Annotated in this window: 14 protein-coding genes and 2 pseudogenes; 8 read left to right on the top strand and 8 right to left on the bottom strand. The window is 69.1% G+C overall.

The genetic code is table 11. The features are described 5' to 3' along the window. From ACGFJ2_RS57225 to ACGFJ2_RS57205, 5 genes are all read right to left on the bottom strand, one after another. Positions 1 to 383, bottom strand: a 383-nt coding sequence (locus ACGFJ2_RS57225; protein WP_393483488.1) for a Tn3 family transposase, incomplete at its 3' end; no start/stop codon positions are given. Between the two features lie 488 nt (positions 384 to 871). Continuing rightward, positions 872 to 1,669, bottom strand: coding sequence for a MerR family transcriptional regulator (locus ACGFJ2_RS57220; RefSeq protein WP_393483485.1), 798 nt, complete (start codon positions 1,667 to 1,669; stop codon positions 872 to 874). A gap of 23 nt (positions 1,670 to 1,692) precedes the next feature. Next, the gene (locus tag ACGFJ2_RS57215) at positions 1,693 to 2,517 is read right to left on the bottom strand and encodes an alpha/beta fold hydrolase (RefSeq protein ID WP_393483482.1); all 825 of its coding nucleotides are present in this window, start codon (positions 2,515 to 2,517) and stop codon (positions 1,693 to 1,695) included. A gap of 54 nt (positions 2,518 to 2,571) precedes the next feature. Then, a complete protein-coding gene (locus ACGFJ2_RS57210; protein WP_393483479.1) occupies positions 2,572 to 3,513 on the bottom strand; it encodes an RNA polymerase sigma-70 factor in 942 nt (313 codons plus the stop codon). 198 nt (positions 3,514 to 3,711) lie between these two features. Then, positions 3,712 to 4,683: an NAD(P)-dependent oxidoreductase gene (locus tag ACGFJ2_RS57205; protein WP_357956581.1), complete on the bottom strand. Its 972-nt coding sequence runs from the start codon at positions 4,681 to 4,683 to the stop codon at positions 3,712 to 3,714. A 144-nt stretch (positions 4,684 to 4,827) separates the two neighbouring features. On the opposite strand from ACGFJ2_RS57205, the gene ACGFJ2_RS57200 reads away from it, so the two are divergent. Both ACGFJ2_RS57200 and ACGFJ2_RS57195 read left to right on the top strand, forming a co-directional pair. Continuing rightward, positions 4,828 to 5,223 carry a hypothetical protein gene (locus ACGFJ2_RS57200; protein WP_393483476.1) on the top strand — a complete coding sequence of 132 codons (396 nt, stop codon included), beginning with the start codon at positions 4,828 to 4,830 and terminating at the stop codon, positions 5,221 to 5,223. Positions 5,224 to 5,369: 146 nt separating this feature from the next. Beyond that, positions 5,370 to 6,602: a glycosyltransferase gene (locus ACGFJ2_RS57195; RefSeq protein WP_393483473.1), complete on the top strand. Its 1,233-nt coding sequence runs from the start codon at positions 5,370 to 5,372 to the stop codon at positions 6,600 to 6,602. Between the two features lie 54 nt (positions 6,603 to 6,656). Here ACGFJ2_RS57195 and ACGFJ2_RS57190 read toward each other — a convergent pair whose 3' ends face one another. Next, on the bottom strand, positions 6,657 to 7,394 hold the full coding sequence (locus ACGFJ2_RS57190; RefSeq protein ID WP_393483470.1) for a helix-turn-helix domain-containing protein: 738 nt from the start codon (positions 7,392 to 7,394) through the stop codon (positions 6,657 to 6,659). 319 nt (positions 7,395 to 7,713) lie between these two features. Between ACGFJ2_RS57190 and ACGFJ2_RS57185 the strand changes: the two genes are divergently transcribed. Continuing rightward, positions 7,714 to 8,943 (top strand): serine hydrolase domain-containing protein, encoded by a 1,230-nt coding sequence (locus ACGFJ2_RS57185; protein ID WP_393483511.1) that lies wholly within the window; start codon positions 7,714 to 7,716, stop codon positions 8,941 to 8,943. A 25-nt stretch (positions 8,944 to 8,968) separates the two neighbouring features. On the opposite strand, the pseudogene ACGFJ2_RS57180 reads toward ACGFJ2_RS57185, so the two are convergent. Further along, positions 8,969 to 9,166 (bottom strand): annotated as a pseudogene (locus ACGFJ2_RS57180) (transcriptional regulator); the annotation flags it as partial. A gap of 194 nt (positions 9,167 to 9,360) precedes the next feature. Between ACGFJ2_RS57180 and ACGFJ2_RS57175 the strand changes: the two are divergent. Continuing rightward, a complete protein-coding gene (locus ACGFJ2_RS57175) occupies positions 9,361 to 10,602 on the top strand; it encodes a serine hydrolase domain-containing protein (protein WP_393483467.1) in 1,242 nt (413 codons plus the stop codon). Between the two features lie 29 nt (positions 10,603 to 10,631). On the opposite strand, the gene ACGFJ2_RS57170 is transcribed toward ACGFJ2_RS57175, so the two are convergent. Then, positions 10,632 to 11,420 (bottom strand): MBL fold metallo-hydrolase, encoded by a 789-nt coding sequence (locus tag ACGFJ2_RS57170; RefSeq protein WP_393483464.1) that lies wholly within the window; start codon positions 11,418 to 11,420, stop codon positions 10,632 to 10,634. 174 nt (positions 11,421 to 11,594) lie between these two features. Between ACGFJ2_RS57170 and ACGFJ2_RS57165 the strand changes: the two are divergent. The 4 genes and pseudogenes from ACGFJ2_RS57165 to ACGFJ2_RS57150 all read left to right on the top strand — a co-directional run. After that, positions 11,595 to 11,888: pseudogene (locus ACGFJ2_RS57165) on the top strand (tautomerase family protein); the annotation flags it as partial. A 44-nt stretch (positions 11,889 to 11,932) separates the two neighbouring features. Continuing rightward, positions 11,933 to 12,124 (top strand): tautomerase family protein, encoded by a 192-nt coding sequence (locus tag ACGFJ2_RS57160; RefSeq protein WP_393483508.1) that lies wholly within the window; start codon positions 11,933 to 11,935, stop codon positions 12,122 to 12,124. Positions 12,125 to 12,155: 31 nt separating this feature from the next. Further along, the gene (locus ACGFJ2_RS57155) at positions 12,156 to 13,061 is read left to right on the top strand and encodes a DUF4331 family protein (RefSeq protein WP_393483505.1); all 906 of its coding nucleotides are present in this window, start codon (positions 12,156 to 12,158) and stop codon (positions 13,059 to 13,061) included. Positions 13,062 to 13,148: 87 nt separating this feature from the next. Beyond that, a complete protein-coding gene (locus ACGFJ2_RS57150) occupies positions 13,149 to 14,180 on the top strand; it encodes a nitronate monooxygenase (RefSeq protein WP_393483461.1) in 1,032 nt (343 codons plus the stop codon). The last annotated feature ends 48 nt before the right edge of the window (positions 14,181 to 14,228 follow it).

Genomic DNA, 14,228 nt, shown 5'->3' with positions numbered 1-14,228 from the left:
GGCTGAGGAATCGACCAATTGGTCACAGGTCGAAAATGTCGATAGCTCCTTTCTGACATTTGCTCGAATTGTGCGGCTTTCAGGTCGCACTGCCAATAGATCATCACCCCGGGGCCGCCGTACCGGGCGTGGTACTCGGTCATCAGGTTCGACGACCACGACCCGAACTTCTTCGAATCCGACGCGCACGCGGTCCCGTTGCCCCACCACAGCGGATCCCGCATCCTCAAGGTGGCGTTGACCAGGGTCGCTATCGCCGCTCGCAGGTTGTCGCGGTTGACGAACAGATGCCGGGTCGCCCGCAGCGCCGCCTCGCTCTCGCCATGCTGGCCGCCGTCGGCGACCCGTTTGATCCCCACGTTCGTGCCAAGCGCGTACAGCACCAGGCCCGTCGCAGCTTGACGATCTCTTCCAGCAGCGTCTCCAGCCCCAGCCGCCCGGGGTCGGACTTCAGCTCCAGCAGGAAGCCGTCCTCACCCGTGGCCAGCTCCCACAGCGACCGCGCCGAGTCTGCCGACAGCCCGTTCAGCACGACCGGCGCTAGCACCTGGCGCCACACCCGAGTCAGGCGGCCGGGTGCGTGTGGGAGCTGAGCGTCACCGACTTCGAGCGGCGTGCCTGGATGACGCACGTCCTCGCCAACCCCGGCGGGCCGGACCTGGACGCCTACCTCGCACAGGAGTACAACGACGATGTCTGAGTCTGAGATGAGCCCGCGTGAATGCCTGGCCCGCTTCGCCGACGCCTGGGCCAGGCGCGACGTCGGCGCACTGCTGGAGCTGATGACCGAGGACGCGGTCTACGCCGCGTCGGTCGGCCCCGAGCCGGGCCGTATGCCTCAAGGACGCCTACAGGAAGACCCGGTAGCGCGTCAAAGGTCCGGCGTGCTTGTCGCCCGCGTGGACTCCACGCGCTCGAGCTTGGTCCAGCCGGTCCAGCCTCGCTTCTTCAGCAGCTCGATCAGCCGACGGGCCGGCGGCACAGTGTCGAACGCCAACCTGTCCATCAGCTTGACGAGCGGTGGTTCGATGTCGATGTCGTCGACGTAGTCCTCGCCCTTCTCCTCGGCCAGCCGCGTGATGTAGGCGGCCAGCTTGTCAGCCAGCTCGACCAGCCGCGGGTCGCCGGCGTGCCGGTCGAGTGCCTGGCTCAGGGTGAGAAAGAAATCGATGAGCCGCGGGTCGGCGATCTGCTCCCGTTTGCGGGCCATCCACTCCGGGACCCGCTCGGGGGAGTGCGCGGCCAGCAGGATCCAGCCGTCGCACTCGGCCTGGACGATCCGCTCGTCGACCCCGAGCGCGCGCAGCCCGTCGAGATAGTCGACCACCTCCGGGGGCAGCGTCAAGCTGTCCCCGGCGGCGAGCCGGGCGATCCGCTCACGGTGGCGTTGTCGCTGCCGGATCTCCGCCCGCAGCCGCTTGTCGATGTCCGCGACCGCCGTGGCGAACTCCGCCTCGCCGGCCTGGAGCAGCTCACGTACGCGCGCCAGTGGGACTCCGGCCTCGGCGAGGGTACGGATCTTGATCAGTTCGACTACGGCGCCCGCGTCGTATCGGCGGTAGCCGGAGTGGTCTCGCTCCGGCTCCGGCAGCAGTCCTTTGGCGTGGTAGTGCCGCACCGCGCGTACCGTCACTCCGGCGTAGGACGCCAGCTCACCGATGGTCAGCATCAGAGCAGCATCTCAGGGGTTGCTTAAGAAGTCGCCTGGCCGGTTTGGGCACCTCGGATGATCTGGGCGATTTCCGGGGCGTGGGTGAAGACCAGTTGGTGGTCGGCGTCGAGCCAGGACATGGCGAGGTGCGGCTGCTCACGGATCAGCCGCTCGCCACCGGCGCGCCAGTTCCGGTTGAACCGCGGTGCGTGCCCTTCGCCGCTGTCGCCGGCCATCGAGGTCGACATGATCAGGCGGATGGGCCGGCCGATCTTCTCGTACCGGTCGAGGATCCTGGATCGGACCGCATCGATCTCGATGTTCAGGTCGAGAATCTCCTGGGCGGTGAGCAGCACCTGACGCGCGGTGCCCCGCTCGGCCTGCTGCCGCGTCGCCAGGTCCGCCCACATGGCGCGGAACTCCGGCAGGAGGGCCTCGGTGATGAACGGCTCAGGCACCGGGTTCGCCCCGTCGATGAGAACGAGGTCGGCGACGGCGCCGGGATGCTCGGCGGCATAGTGTACGGCCAGGTCCGCGCCCAGCGAGTAGCCCACAAGCGTGGGCGCCGCATCCAGCTCCGCCAGCACGGCGGTCAGATCGCTGAGGAACGTCTCGAAGGAGTAGTGGCCGGCGGCCGAGGCGAGGCCATGGCCCCGGAGGTCGAAGGTCAGCACGTCGTGGTCGCGCCGGAGCAGTTCGGTCAGTTCGTGCAGGTGGGCCTGGGTCGAGTTCAGTCCGGGGCACAGGACCAGCGGTCGTCCCCGGCCACCGCGAGTCACCGGGAGCGTGACGCCGTCGTGGTGGACCGTGAAGTGCCGCATCGTCCTGTCGCCCGCCTGCTCCCCATCGTCGTACGCGTTGGTCATGCCACCATGCTGGGACATTGACCCTGGGGCAAGGTCAACCGTCGCGAGTGCGGGTCATCGCAGGGTGAGCGGGGTCTCTGATGCGATGCGGGTCAGCTTCCGCGGGTTGCGGACGTAGTAGAGGCCGGTGATGCGGGCATCCTCGACCTGGACCGCTATGACGCCGTCGATCTCGCCGTTCACGCGAAGGACGAGTGCCGGGTTGCCGTTGACCACGGTGGGGTCGCCGGTGAGCGTGACCTGGGCCTTGCCGAGGCCGCCGACGATGAAGCGGGCCGCCTTCTCGGCGCCGGTGATCGGCCGCGGCGCGGCCTGCTTGACGCCGCCGCCGTCGCTGATGAGGACGACGTCGGGGGCGAGCACGTCGAGCAGGCCCTGGAGATCGCTGGTTTCGAGCGCGCGCCGCAATGACTCCAGAGCCGCCTGGGCCTGGCTGGGGGAGATCGCTTCGCGTGGACGGCGTGCTTGTACGTGCTGGCGGGCGCGGTGCGCGATCTGGCGGACGGCGGCGGGGGTCTTGCTGACGGTGGTCGCGATCTCGTCGTAGCTGACGTCGAAGACCTCGCGCAGGACGAACACGGCGCGTTCGGTCGGCGAGAGCGTCTCGAGGACGAGCATGAGTGCCATGGACACGCTCTCGGCGAGTTCGAGGTTCTCGGCCACGTCGGGCGTGGTGAGCAGGGGTTCGGGCAGCCAGGGGCCGACGTACGCCTCCTTGCGGCGCTTCATGGTGCGCAGCCGGTCGAGCGAGCGCCGGGTGGTGATCCGCACCAGGTAGGCGCGCTGGTCGTGCACCTGCGTCAGGTCGACCGTCATCCACCGCAGCCAGGTTTCCTGGAGGACGTCTTCGGCGTCGGCGGCCGATCCGAGCATCTCGTAGGCGACGGTGAACAGCAGGTTGCGGTGGGTGACGAACGCCTCGGTGGCGGGGTCCATCTGGGCGGGGCCGGCGAGCGGCTCGGCTGTGCCTGTCGCTGGCTCGCTGCGCTCGTTCATGGCCGGCTCCTGCCTGTTCGCTTCTCAAGTGCGTTGTACGCACAAGACGCCGGTTCTCGCCGCTGTGTGACATCCGTGATCGGTGGTGTACGTCACATGGCCGCTCAGCGCGTCGCCGGAAGGTGGCCTGCCGGCGACCCGGCCGCGGCGGCTCAGGCGCTGCTCAAGCTCGTCGAAGCAGCTGGCGGCCGCGGGAAGTCATACGACGAGGGGACGGTCTACCTCGAGCCGGCCGTGTTCGATGAGCCAGCGGACGGACTCGAGTACTGCGGCCTCGGGTTCGTACCGGGGTGCATAGCCGAGAAGTGTTTTGGCCTTGTCAATGGTGAGGCAGTGGCTGCGGTAGAGGTGTTCCCAGCTCACCTGCGCGTGCTCGTCGGTCGTGGTGGCGCGGAACTCCTCCCATGACACGCTCTCCAGCGAAGCCGTCTGCCCGAACCAGCTCGCTGCTTCGTGGGCGAATCCGCGGACGTTCAGGGCCGTTGGGGCGACGACATTGAAGTCCTCCCCGCCCGCCGTGTCAGGATGCGCGATCGCCTTCTCGAAGGCCTGAGCGACATCGTCGGCATGAACGTGATGCATGAGCTCGACGCCGAGTCCGGGGATCTTCAGTGGCTGTCCAGCCGACAGGGTGCGCCAGACGGCAGGGTCCAGGTTGCCGGTCGGTCCGATCGGGTCCCAGCCCGGGCCGACGATGTGCCCGGGGTGCAGTGACGTCGTCACCATGCCGCCGCCGGCGGTCTCGTCCTTCAGCATCCGCGCGATTCGATCCTTCTGGATGCCGTAGTCACCGAATGGTTCCGTCCCTGTCCCTTCGGCGATGGGCGACTTGTGACTCGGCCCGTATCGCCACACGGACCCGCAGTGCAGCAGGTGGCCTGCCTGCCCGCGGAGTCGTTCCACGAGGGCCACGGCGGATTCAAGGGTGAAGCACACCAAGTCGACGACGACATCGGGCCGCAGTCCCGCCACTCTGTCGCCGAAGACGCCCTCGGTGTCCTCTTGCTGGCGATCGGCCGTCACTTGCTGTACGTGCTGCCATTCAGGGGCCTCGGCATAGGCGACCCGGCTTCCCCGGCTGATGTTGAGCACCTCATGACCCGCGCGTACGAGCCGGGGGATGAGGAATGTGCCGATATGTCCGCTTCCCCCAATGACGACAACCCTCATACTGCTCCTCTAAACAGATGTAATACGACTTCCTGTGCTTCGTCCCTGAAGCAAGGCGGAAGTCCGGATGCTGTCTGTCCCACGTGAAGCTATCAAAGCGTCTCGGCGGAGCAGCTCCTGACAATGACCATGAGGGAATGGCCAGTGACGATAGACGACATTAAAGGTCGGCTGGAGAGCCGCGGATGGCAGGCCGAGAGCGGCGAAGGGTGGCGATGGATCGACCACACGTACCAGAACGACGCGGCGACGCTCCGGATCAGGTGTCTGCCCGACGTCAACGTGATCCGATTCGACTTCGCATCCGAGGAGCGCCTGGCGGGGCTCTCCATCTCCTTCGACGACCACCTGGACCAGATTCTCGATCTGATCATCCGTGCCCAGTCGTCACTGTCCGAGGAGACCTGGCGGCCCTTCATCGCTTCGCTGATCGAGCTGTCTCCCCAGGTCCTCTCGCTGGCTGACGAGGACGGCGAGGACGCGGTGATCACCGGACCGGACGAGGGCGTGGCCGCGCTGCGCGAGATCGACTGGGAGTGAAGGGTGGCCTGACGCGCGGCGTAGGAGGGATGACCACTCCTTCCACTTCCAACCTATAGCGCATGGGGGGCCTTGCCACAAGGCCTGGGTCATGCCGCACAATCACCCCTCGACGCTGGAAACGTACGAAAAATGGGGGTCGTGGAATGCGCGTTGTGCTGGTGACCTACGGGTCGCGCGGGGACGTCGGGCCGATGACGGGCCTGGCGGTGCGGCTGAAGGCTCTGGGCGCCGAGGTGCGGATGTGCGCGCCGCCGGACTTCGCGCAGCTGCTGGACGGCATCGACGTGCCGCTGACTCCCCTCGGCTGGCCGATCCGCGCGCTGGCGACGGGGGCGGTCCCCGGCAAGACGAGCCTGTCCGACATCGCCGCCGAGCTGACCGCCATGGCCTACGAGGCGGTCGCCGGGCCGGCCGAGGGCTGCGCCGCGGTGGTGGCCACCGGCTCGTTCCCGGCCGTGGCCGGTGCGCGGGCGGCGGCCGAGAAGCTGGGCGTGCCCTATGTGTTCACGTCGTTCTCTCCGAGTTACCTGCCGTCGCCGCACCGTCCGCCTCGCCCCTGGCCGGGTCAGGAGGTCCCCGCGGGGGTGACCGACAACCGGGCGCTGTGGGATCTCGACGCCGAGCACAAGAACACGCTCTTCGGCGAGATGATCAACGCCCACCGGGTCTCGATCGGCCTGCCGCCGGTGGACGCCGTCCGCGACTATGCCTTCACCGACCGCCCGTTCCTGGCGGCCGACCCGGTCCTGGGCCCGTGGCAGGAGACGCCGGACCTTGACGTGGTACAGACCGGCGCGTGGATCCGCCCGGACGAGCGCCCGCTGCCGGCCGAGCTGGAGGCGTTCCTTGCCGCCGGCGCGGAGCCGGTGTACGTGGGCTTCGGCAGCATGCCCATGCGGGGCGCGAGCGCGCGGGAAATCTCCCGGGCCGTCATCGAGGCGGTACGGACACACGGCCGCCGGGTCCTGCTCGGGAGTGGCTGGGCCGATCTGGCCCTGATCGACGACCGGGACGACTGCTTGGTGGTCGGCGAGGTCAACCATCAGGAGCTGTTCGGCCGGGTGGCCGCGGTCGTGCACCACGGCGGCGCGGGCACCACGGCGACGGCGGCCCGTGCCGGGGCGCCGCAGGTGATCGTGCCTCAGGTCGCCGACCAGCCGTACTGGGCGAGCCGGGTGACCGAGCTGGGCATCGGTACGGGACACGACGGTCCGACGCCGACCGCCGAGTCGCTGTCGGCCGCGCTCAAGATCGCTCTGGCTCCCGAGACCGGTGCCCGCGCGGCCGCCGTGGCGGAGAAGGTCCGCATCGACGGGGCGGAGGTGGCCGCCAACCTCGTGCTCGACATGATCGGCCGGATGGGGTCCGCGGGCTGATCCCCGAAGGCCCGCATGGACAGGCGCTTCGCGCAGGTCCCGCGGTGGCGCGCGTCAAGAAGAGGTGGTCGGCGGGTGGGGGCTCCGGTTGGCCTGGTTCTGCACCCACTCCTCCATGACCTGCCGGAAGGCCCCGCTCAGGAGGAAAAGAAGTTCGGCGGATGACTCGAAGCGGGCGCCCGCCGGGGTGGTGGCCCCGAGAATCTCGGCTCCGCGCTGCGATGCGACGGCCAGGGTCTCGTTCATCTGCAGAGCCGCGCGGAGCGTCCCGAGCCAGATCTGATCGTCGATGACATAGCGTTCGCGGCGCGCGCCCGGGGCGCGTTCGCGGCTGAGCATTCCCTGCTGTTCGAGGAAGGCGATGGCGTGGGAGATCGACGCGGGGCTGACGCGTAGCCGCTGGACCAGGTCGGCGGCGGTGAGGGTGCCGGAGTCGGTGATGTACAGGCAGGCCAGCACCCTGGCCTCCATCCGGGGCAGACCCTGCTGAACGAGGAGGGCGGTGAAGGACTCCGTGAAGTCCCGCACCGCTTGGGGGTCACGCCCGTGGCCGCTGTCGGGGATCGGCGGCGCCGGAGGCTGAGCCTGCTTGTGCCGGCGCGCGCGATGCCGTGTGGCCTCGTGCGCCTGGTCCGCCCCGTAGTCGTCGGGTCCGCCGTTGCGAGTGACCTCCCGCATGATGGTCGACGCGGGCCGCCCTAGACGCCGGCCGATCTCCGCGTATCCGAGTCCCTCGGCGAGTGCCGCAGCGATGTGCTGACGGTCCTCATTGGTGAGTCTGCCTCCGGGCATCGGTGCTCGTCTCCTGACTCTCGACATGCGCGGGCCGCACACCACCGCAACAGTATGTATTCGCTCGCGGCCCATTGCAATGCAATTCTGATCATCCTTTGCATTCAGTCTCAGTGTCATTGCAACGAAGGTCGTATCAGCCATATTTAGCAGGCAAAACAGTCCCTCATTGCTTGTTGACTGATTTATGAACGCAATATAGTGTCGCAGGCGTTCAGGGATTTCCGAACGGCTCCGGTGGCGCCGCAGAGGGTGTCCCCATGACCGAGCCCCAGACAGGGCTCGCAGAGATCGAACACTGTGCGCGAGGAGATTCATGATGGGAAACAGCAACGGCGGCTTCTCCGAAGCAGGGTTGCGCAGACTGCGCGAGGTGCTGGAACGGCATGTCGAGTCCGGGAAGATCCCCGGCCTTGTCGCCCTGGTCGGCCGGGGCGAGGAGACGCACGTCGAGGCGCTCGGGACGATGCGCCATGACGGTGGCGCGCCGATGCGCCGCGACACGATCTTCCGGATGGCCTCGACCTCCAAGCCGGTCGCGATGGCGGCGGCGATGGTTCTGCTGGATGAGTGCCGGCTGCGACTGGATGACCTGGTGGAGCCGTGGCTGCCCGAACTCGCCGACCGGCAGGTGCTCAAGCGGATCGACAGCCCGCTGGACGACACCGTGCCCGCGCGGCGGCCGATCACCGTACGGGACCTGCTGACCTCCACGTTCGGGCTCGGCATGGACATGACGGCGCTGGGCACGCCGATCATGGGTGCGATCTTCGAGCGGGGGCTCACGCCCGATCTGCCGGAGCCGATGCCCGGGCCGGATGAGTGGATGCGCCGCCTGGGCGAGCTGCCGCTGATGCACCAGCCCGGCGAGCGCTGGCAGTATCAGATCAGCCACGACGTGCTCAGCGTGCTGGTCGCGAGGGTCACCGGCCAGTCGTTCGAGGAGTTTCTGCGCGAGCGCATCTTCGACCCGCTGGGCATGACCGACACCGGCTTCCACGTGCCCGCCGACAAGATCGACCGGCTGCCGACCCTGTACGCCCCTGACCCGCAGAGCGGGGAGTTCCACGTGTGGGACGAGGCCGAGGGGGGACGCTGGAGCAAGCCGCCGGCGTTCCAGGGCAGCGGCGGTGGGCTGGTCTCCACCGCCGACGACTACCACGCCTACTTCCGGATGCTGCTCAACCACGGGACGCACGGCGGCGAACGGATCCTGTCGCGGCCCGCCGTCGAGCTGATGACCACCAACCGCCTCACGCCCGAGCAGCAGGCCGCCCGGCACGCCATGGCCACCAACAACGTGCATCTGTCCTTCGGCCAAGGCCAGCACGGCGGCTGGGGCTTCGGGATGGCGGTCCGCACCTACCGCGGCGACTACGCGCCCACCGGCCAGTTCGGCTGGGACGGCGGAGCCGGCACCTCGACCTACGCCGACCCGCACAACCAGCTCGTCGGCATCCTGCTCACCCAGGTCGGGATGTCCGTCCCGAATTCGGCGCGGCTGATCCACGACTTCTGGACCACCCTTTACCAGGCGATCGACGACTGACGCGCTCGACTTGATCCGCAGGGCGTCACACCTGCTGCAGGCCGATCACTCGCAGCAGGTCGAGCGCCGTGGCTTCGGGAGATCCCGGCTCGGCGGAGTACCCGAGCACGGTCTGGTGGCCGTCCGGGAGCAGCATGGTGTCGCAGTCGAGCGGGATCGTGCCCAGGTTGGGATGCCTGATGCTCTCGGTCGCGGCACGCCACGGGGAGGAGCGGCCCTCCCGCCAGAGCTCGTTGGCGGGTCTTCCTGGCCGCGCGGGCCGGAGTCGGTGGCCCGTCGCTGGATCAGGCCGCCCCGAGTGCGGCTACCGACATGGGTCTGACTCGCACCGCCAGCTATTCCGTGTTGCTATATACCGGTAGTCGGTGTTACTTTGTACCGGTAGTCAGTGACGCCGAGTAGATGGAGGCGAGATTCATGATGGGAAACAGCAACGGCGGCTTCTCCGAAGCAGGGTTGCGCAGACTGCGCGAGGTGCTGGAACGGCATGTCGAGTCCGGGAAGATCCCCGGCCTTGTCGCCCTGGTCAGCCGGGGCGAGGAGACGCACGTCGAGGCGCTCGGGACGATGCGCCACGACGGTGGCACGCCGATGCGCCGCGACACGATCTTCCGGATGGCCTCGACGTCCAAGCCGGTCGGGGCTGCGGCGGCGATGGTGCTGGTGGACGAGTGCCGGCTGCGGCTGGACGACCCGGTGGATCCGTGGCTGCCCGAGCTCGCTGACCGGCAGGTGCTGACGCGGCCCGACGGACCGCTGGACGACACGGTGCCGGCGCGGCGGCCGATCAGCGTGCGGGACCTGCTCACCTCCACCAACGGACTCGGCATGGACATGACCGCGCCGGGCACCCCGATCATGGGCGCGCTCTTCGAGCGGGGTGTCTACGGCCAGGAGGACGGATGGTTGCTGCCCGCGCCGGACCCGGATGAGTGGATGCGCCGCCTGGGCACGTTGCCGCTGATCTGCCAGCCCGGCGAGCGGTGGATCTACAACATCAGCAACGACCTGCTCGGCGTACTGGTGGCCAGGGTCACCGGGCAGTCGTTCGAGAAGTTCCTGCGTGAGCGGATCTTCGGCCCGCTCGGCATGACCGACACCGGATTCCACGTGCCCGCCGACAAGATCGACCGGCTCCCGCCGCTGTACGCCCCCGACTGGCAGACCGGCGAGTTCCGCGTGGAGGACCCGGCCGAAGGGGGGCACCACAGCACGCCTCCGGCGTTCCAGTCCGGCGGCGGCGGACTTGACTCGACCGCCGACGACTACCACGCCTTCTTCCGGATGCTGCTCAACGGCGGGATTCACGACGGCGAGCGAATCCTGTCCCGGCCAGCGGTCGAGCTGATGACCACCAACCAACTTCCGCCCGAGCAGCTGGCCGCCCGAGTGGCCTGGGGCCGCGACTCCGTCCATCGGGGGTATGGCCTGGGGCAGCACGGCGGCTGGGGGTTCGGCATGGCGGTGCGCACCTACCGGGGCGACTACGCCCCCATCGGCCAGTTCGGCTGGGACGGCGGCAGCGGCACCACCGTCTACGCCGACCCGCACCACCAGCTCGTCGGCATCCTGCTCACCCAGACCGGCATGTCCACCCCGGATTCTGCGCGGGCCATCCACGACTTCTGGACCACCCTCTACCAGGCGATCGACGACTGATCGCGCGGCGGATCAGGCCCGCAGGGACATCAGGAACGGTGCGCGGCGACCCGCAGCGAGGACGACAGTCCCGCCTCGTAGAAGGTCTGCTCCAGCTCGGCCCGGCCTTCCGAGAAGTGCGCCCAGCCGTCGTAGTGCGCTGGGACCACGACCTTCACGCCCAGCACCGCGGCCGCGGCCGCTGCCCGGCGGCTGTCCAATGACAGGGGCCGGCCGTCGAACTTCGCCGCGACCCTGGCCGCGCCGGCGTTCAGCACCGCCACGTCGATCTCCGGCACCCGGCGGGCGATCTCGGCCACGGTACGGATCGAGGCGTTGTCGCCGCTGACGTACACGGTGGCCAGACCATGCCCGGACAGGACGAATCCAGTGACCTCGCAGTTGACGTTGCCGTCGCCGTCACGCTCACCGTCTTCCGGACCGGGTACGGCGGGCACCGCCATCACGGCCAGCTCACCACCTCCGCCCGGGCGTGGGAGGGCGTGGCCTGACCAGGCGGCGAGACCGGCCGACGGCGGCCCGAGCCGGCCCGCCGTCGCGGGACCGGTGAGGATCAACGGCGCGCTCAGCGCGAAGGCACGGCCGCGATCGTCGAGGTTGTCCGGGTGCAGATCATGGCTGACCAGGACAAGGTCGACCGGCCCCACCTCGTCCTCGGTAGCGGCCGGCCCGGCGGTCTTGGTGAGGTAACCGTGGGGCCCGGCGTCGTCGAAGGTCGGGTCGGCGACGATGCGCAGGCCGCCGAGATCGAGGACCGTGGTCGGCCCACCCAGGACCACGGCCGCGCACTCCTGCCGCGCCGGCATCGGTTTGGTCATCGCAGGCTCCATTCGGTGTCAGCGGGTGAGAGGCCCGCGAAGAACTGCCGTATCAGTGGCTGCTGTCCCTCAGGCCACGAGTCACACAAGCAGTGAGGCGGACGCGTCTGCGCTGACGTTCGACTGCACGCTCGATCGTCCGCTGACAGCCTGCGGGACAACGACCGTAACGGGGTGCTGGGGTCAAGCACCCGTAAAGCTCTTCTTCCGCGCGGTGCAACAAGACGGTGGCCGCCCTTGGTTTCCCAGTTGCGGGGGAATGTCCAGGGTCGTGAGGGGTCATCTCGCGATTGGAGTACCGACAGCCCCCTGCTACGCATCGACATGGTCCGCGGACGCCGCCCCGACCAGGTCAAGGCCGTCGTCGACGCCGTCCATCACGCGCTGGTGGAGGTTTTGGGGATCCCGGTACGAGATCGCTTCCAGATCGCCTCCCTGCACGAGGCAGACGAGATCATCGCTCAGGACGCCGGCCTTGGCTTCGAGCGCGGCGCCGAGGTCGTGATCGTCAGATCTTCACCCAGCGCGGCCGCAGCGCCGCCGACAAGCAGCGCCTCTACCGCGCTCTCGCCGACCATCTGGACCAGGCCGGGGTCGGCGGCCAGGAGCTGTTCGTCAGCTATGTCGAGAACAGTCCCGAAGACTGGTCGTTCGGCTTCGGCCGCGCCCAGTACGTCGACGGGGAATTGCCGATCCCTGGCTGACCGCCATCGCCAGCGTCGAAGGAGGCTCCTGATGTCCGATCATCTCGATGCTCCGGGGCTGAAGCCGCCGCATGGCGATGCCCGGATCGACATCACCGATATCTTCGCCTTCCGGCAGCCCGGCGACCAGGACCGCTCGGTCCTGGTCATGTGCGTCAACCCGCTGGCGCCGACCATGGGGGAGCGGTTCCACCCGCGGGCCGTGTACAACCTGCACCTGGACACCAACGGCGACGCCGTGGCCGACCTGACCTTCGCGGTCACCTTCTCCGGCGAGGCGGAACAGACGGCGAGGGTGAAACTGGACGGCGAGGTGCTCTTCGCCGGTGCCCCGGTGTGTTTCGGGCCGCGGGCGCAGGCTTCCACCGAGGGGGAGTACCGGTTCTTCGCCGGGATCCGCAGCGATCCGTTCTTCTTCGACCTGGAGGGCTTCAAGGCGGGCATGGCCTTCACGGGGGCCGACTTCTTCGCCGACAAGAACGTCTTCGCGATCGTGCTGGAGGTGCCCAACAGCCTGTTCCTCGAGCAACCGGTCGGCTACTGGACGACGGTGCTGCTGGAGGGCAGGCAGGTCGAGCGGATGGGCCGGCCGCTGATGAACATCGTGTTCACCAGGGACGATGACAAGAACGCCTACAACGCCGGATCACCCGCCGACGACCGGCGCGACCACACCGGCAAGATCGTCGCGGCCCTGCTGGGCGCGGGCGGCGGCTACACCGAGCTCGAGGCCACCGAGGTGGCCGGGCAGTTGCTGCCCGACCTGCTCACCTACGACTGCGCCGAGCCGGCCGGCTACCCGAACGGCCGCCAGTTCGCCGACGACATCGTCGACGCGCAGTTGGCCATCCTGACCAAGGGGAACGCGCCCTCCCAGGGGATCAAGCCGCACGGCGACACGCTGACGGTCTTCCCCTACCTGGGCGTCCCGCATTGAATTTCCCAGTCACTGGTCCCACCTCCTAACCTCGGAGCCGAGGACGGCGAAGGGCCGGATCCGGCACCGGCAGGAGAGCAGGCGACCATGAACAGCGCACTGACCGCCATCGGCCTGTCCGTTCCCGTGCTGGCCGCACCCATGGCAGGCGGCGCCACCACGCCCCGGCTGGTCACCGCCGCCGCCGAAGCCGGCGGTCTCGGGTTGCTGGCCGGCGGCTACAAGCGCCCGGAAGCGCTCGCGGAGCAGATCGCCGAGGTACGGGCGGCCGCCGTTCCGTTCGGCGTCAACCTGTTCGCCCCCAACCCGATCCCGGCCGACCCCGCCGCCTACCGTCGCTACGCCCGCACCATCCAGCCCGAAGCCGACCAGTACGGACTCGACCTCGCCACCGTCGCTCTCAGCGAAGACGACGACCATTGGCGCGACAAGATCGACCTTCTCCTGGCCGACCCCGTCCCGCTGGCGAGCTTCACCTTCGGCATCCCGGATCCGGCGGTCATCAAGGCGCTGCGCGCCGCCGGCACGCTGATCGCGCAGACGGTCACCTCAGCCGAGGAAGCGCTCCGCGCCGCCGACGCCGGCGCCGACCTCCTGGCCGTACAGGCGGGCGCGGCCGGCGGCCACTCGGGCACCCTCACCCCCGACCGCGTCCCCACGGCGACACCGATCACCCGGCTGCTGCGCGAAGTGGCCCACGTGACCGATCTCCCGCTCATCGCCGCGGGCGGTCTGGCCACCGGCGATGCCGTCGCCGAGGTTCTGCGGGCCGGCGCCGTGGCCGCCATGGTGGGCACCGTCCTGATCCGCGCCGACGAAAGCGGCGCCTCGAAAACGCACCAGGACGCGCTCGCCGACCCGGCCCGCGACCGGACGCTCGTCACCCGCGCGTTCACCGGCCGCCCCGCACGCGCGCTGCGCAACGCCTTCACCGACCGCTACGACCACCTCGCCCCGGCCGGCTACCCCGCGCTGCACCACCTGACCAGCCCACTGCGCAGAGCCGCGGCCGCCGCCGGTGACGCCGAACGCCTCCACCTGTGGGCCGGCACCGGTTACCGGCACGCGTCGGCCGAGCCCGCGGCGCGCATCCTGGCCCGCCTCACGGCGAACCTCTAGCACGCTGTCAGTTCTCTCTGGGACTCGCCGGCATCGCGTACCCGATCG

The sequence above is a fragment of the Nonomuraea sp. NPDC049028 genome, assembly GCF_043197735.1.
In the GTDB taxonomy this organism is placed as follows: domain Bacteria; phylum Actinomycetota; class Actinomycetes; order Streptosporangiales; family Streptosporangiaceae; genus Nonomuraea.
This window is presented reverse-complemented; position numbering and strand designations above follow the sequence as displayed.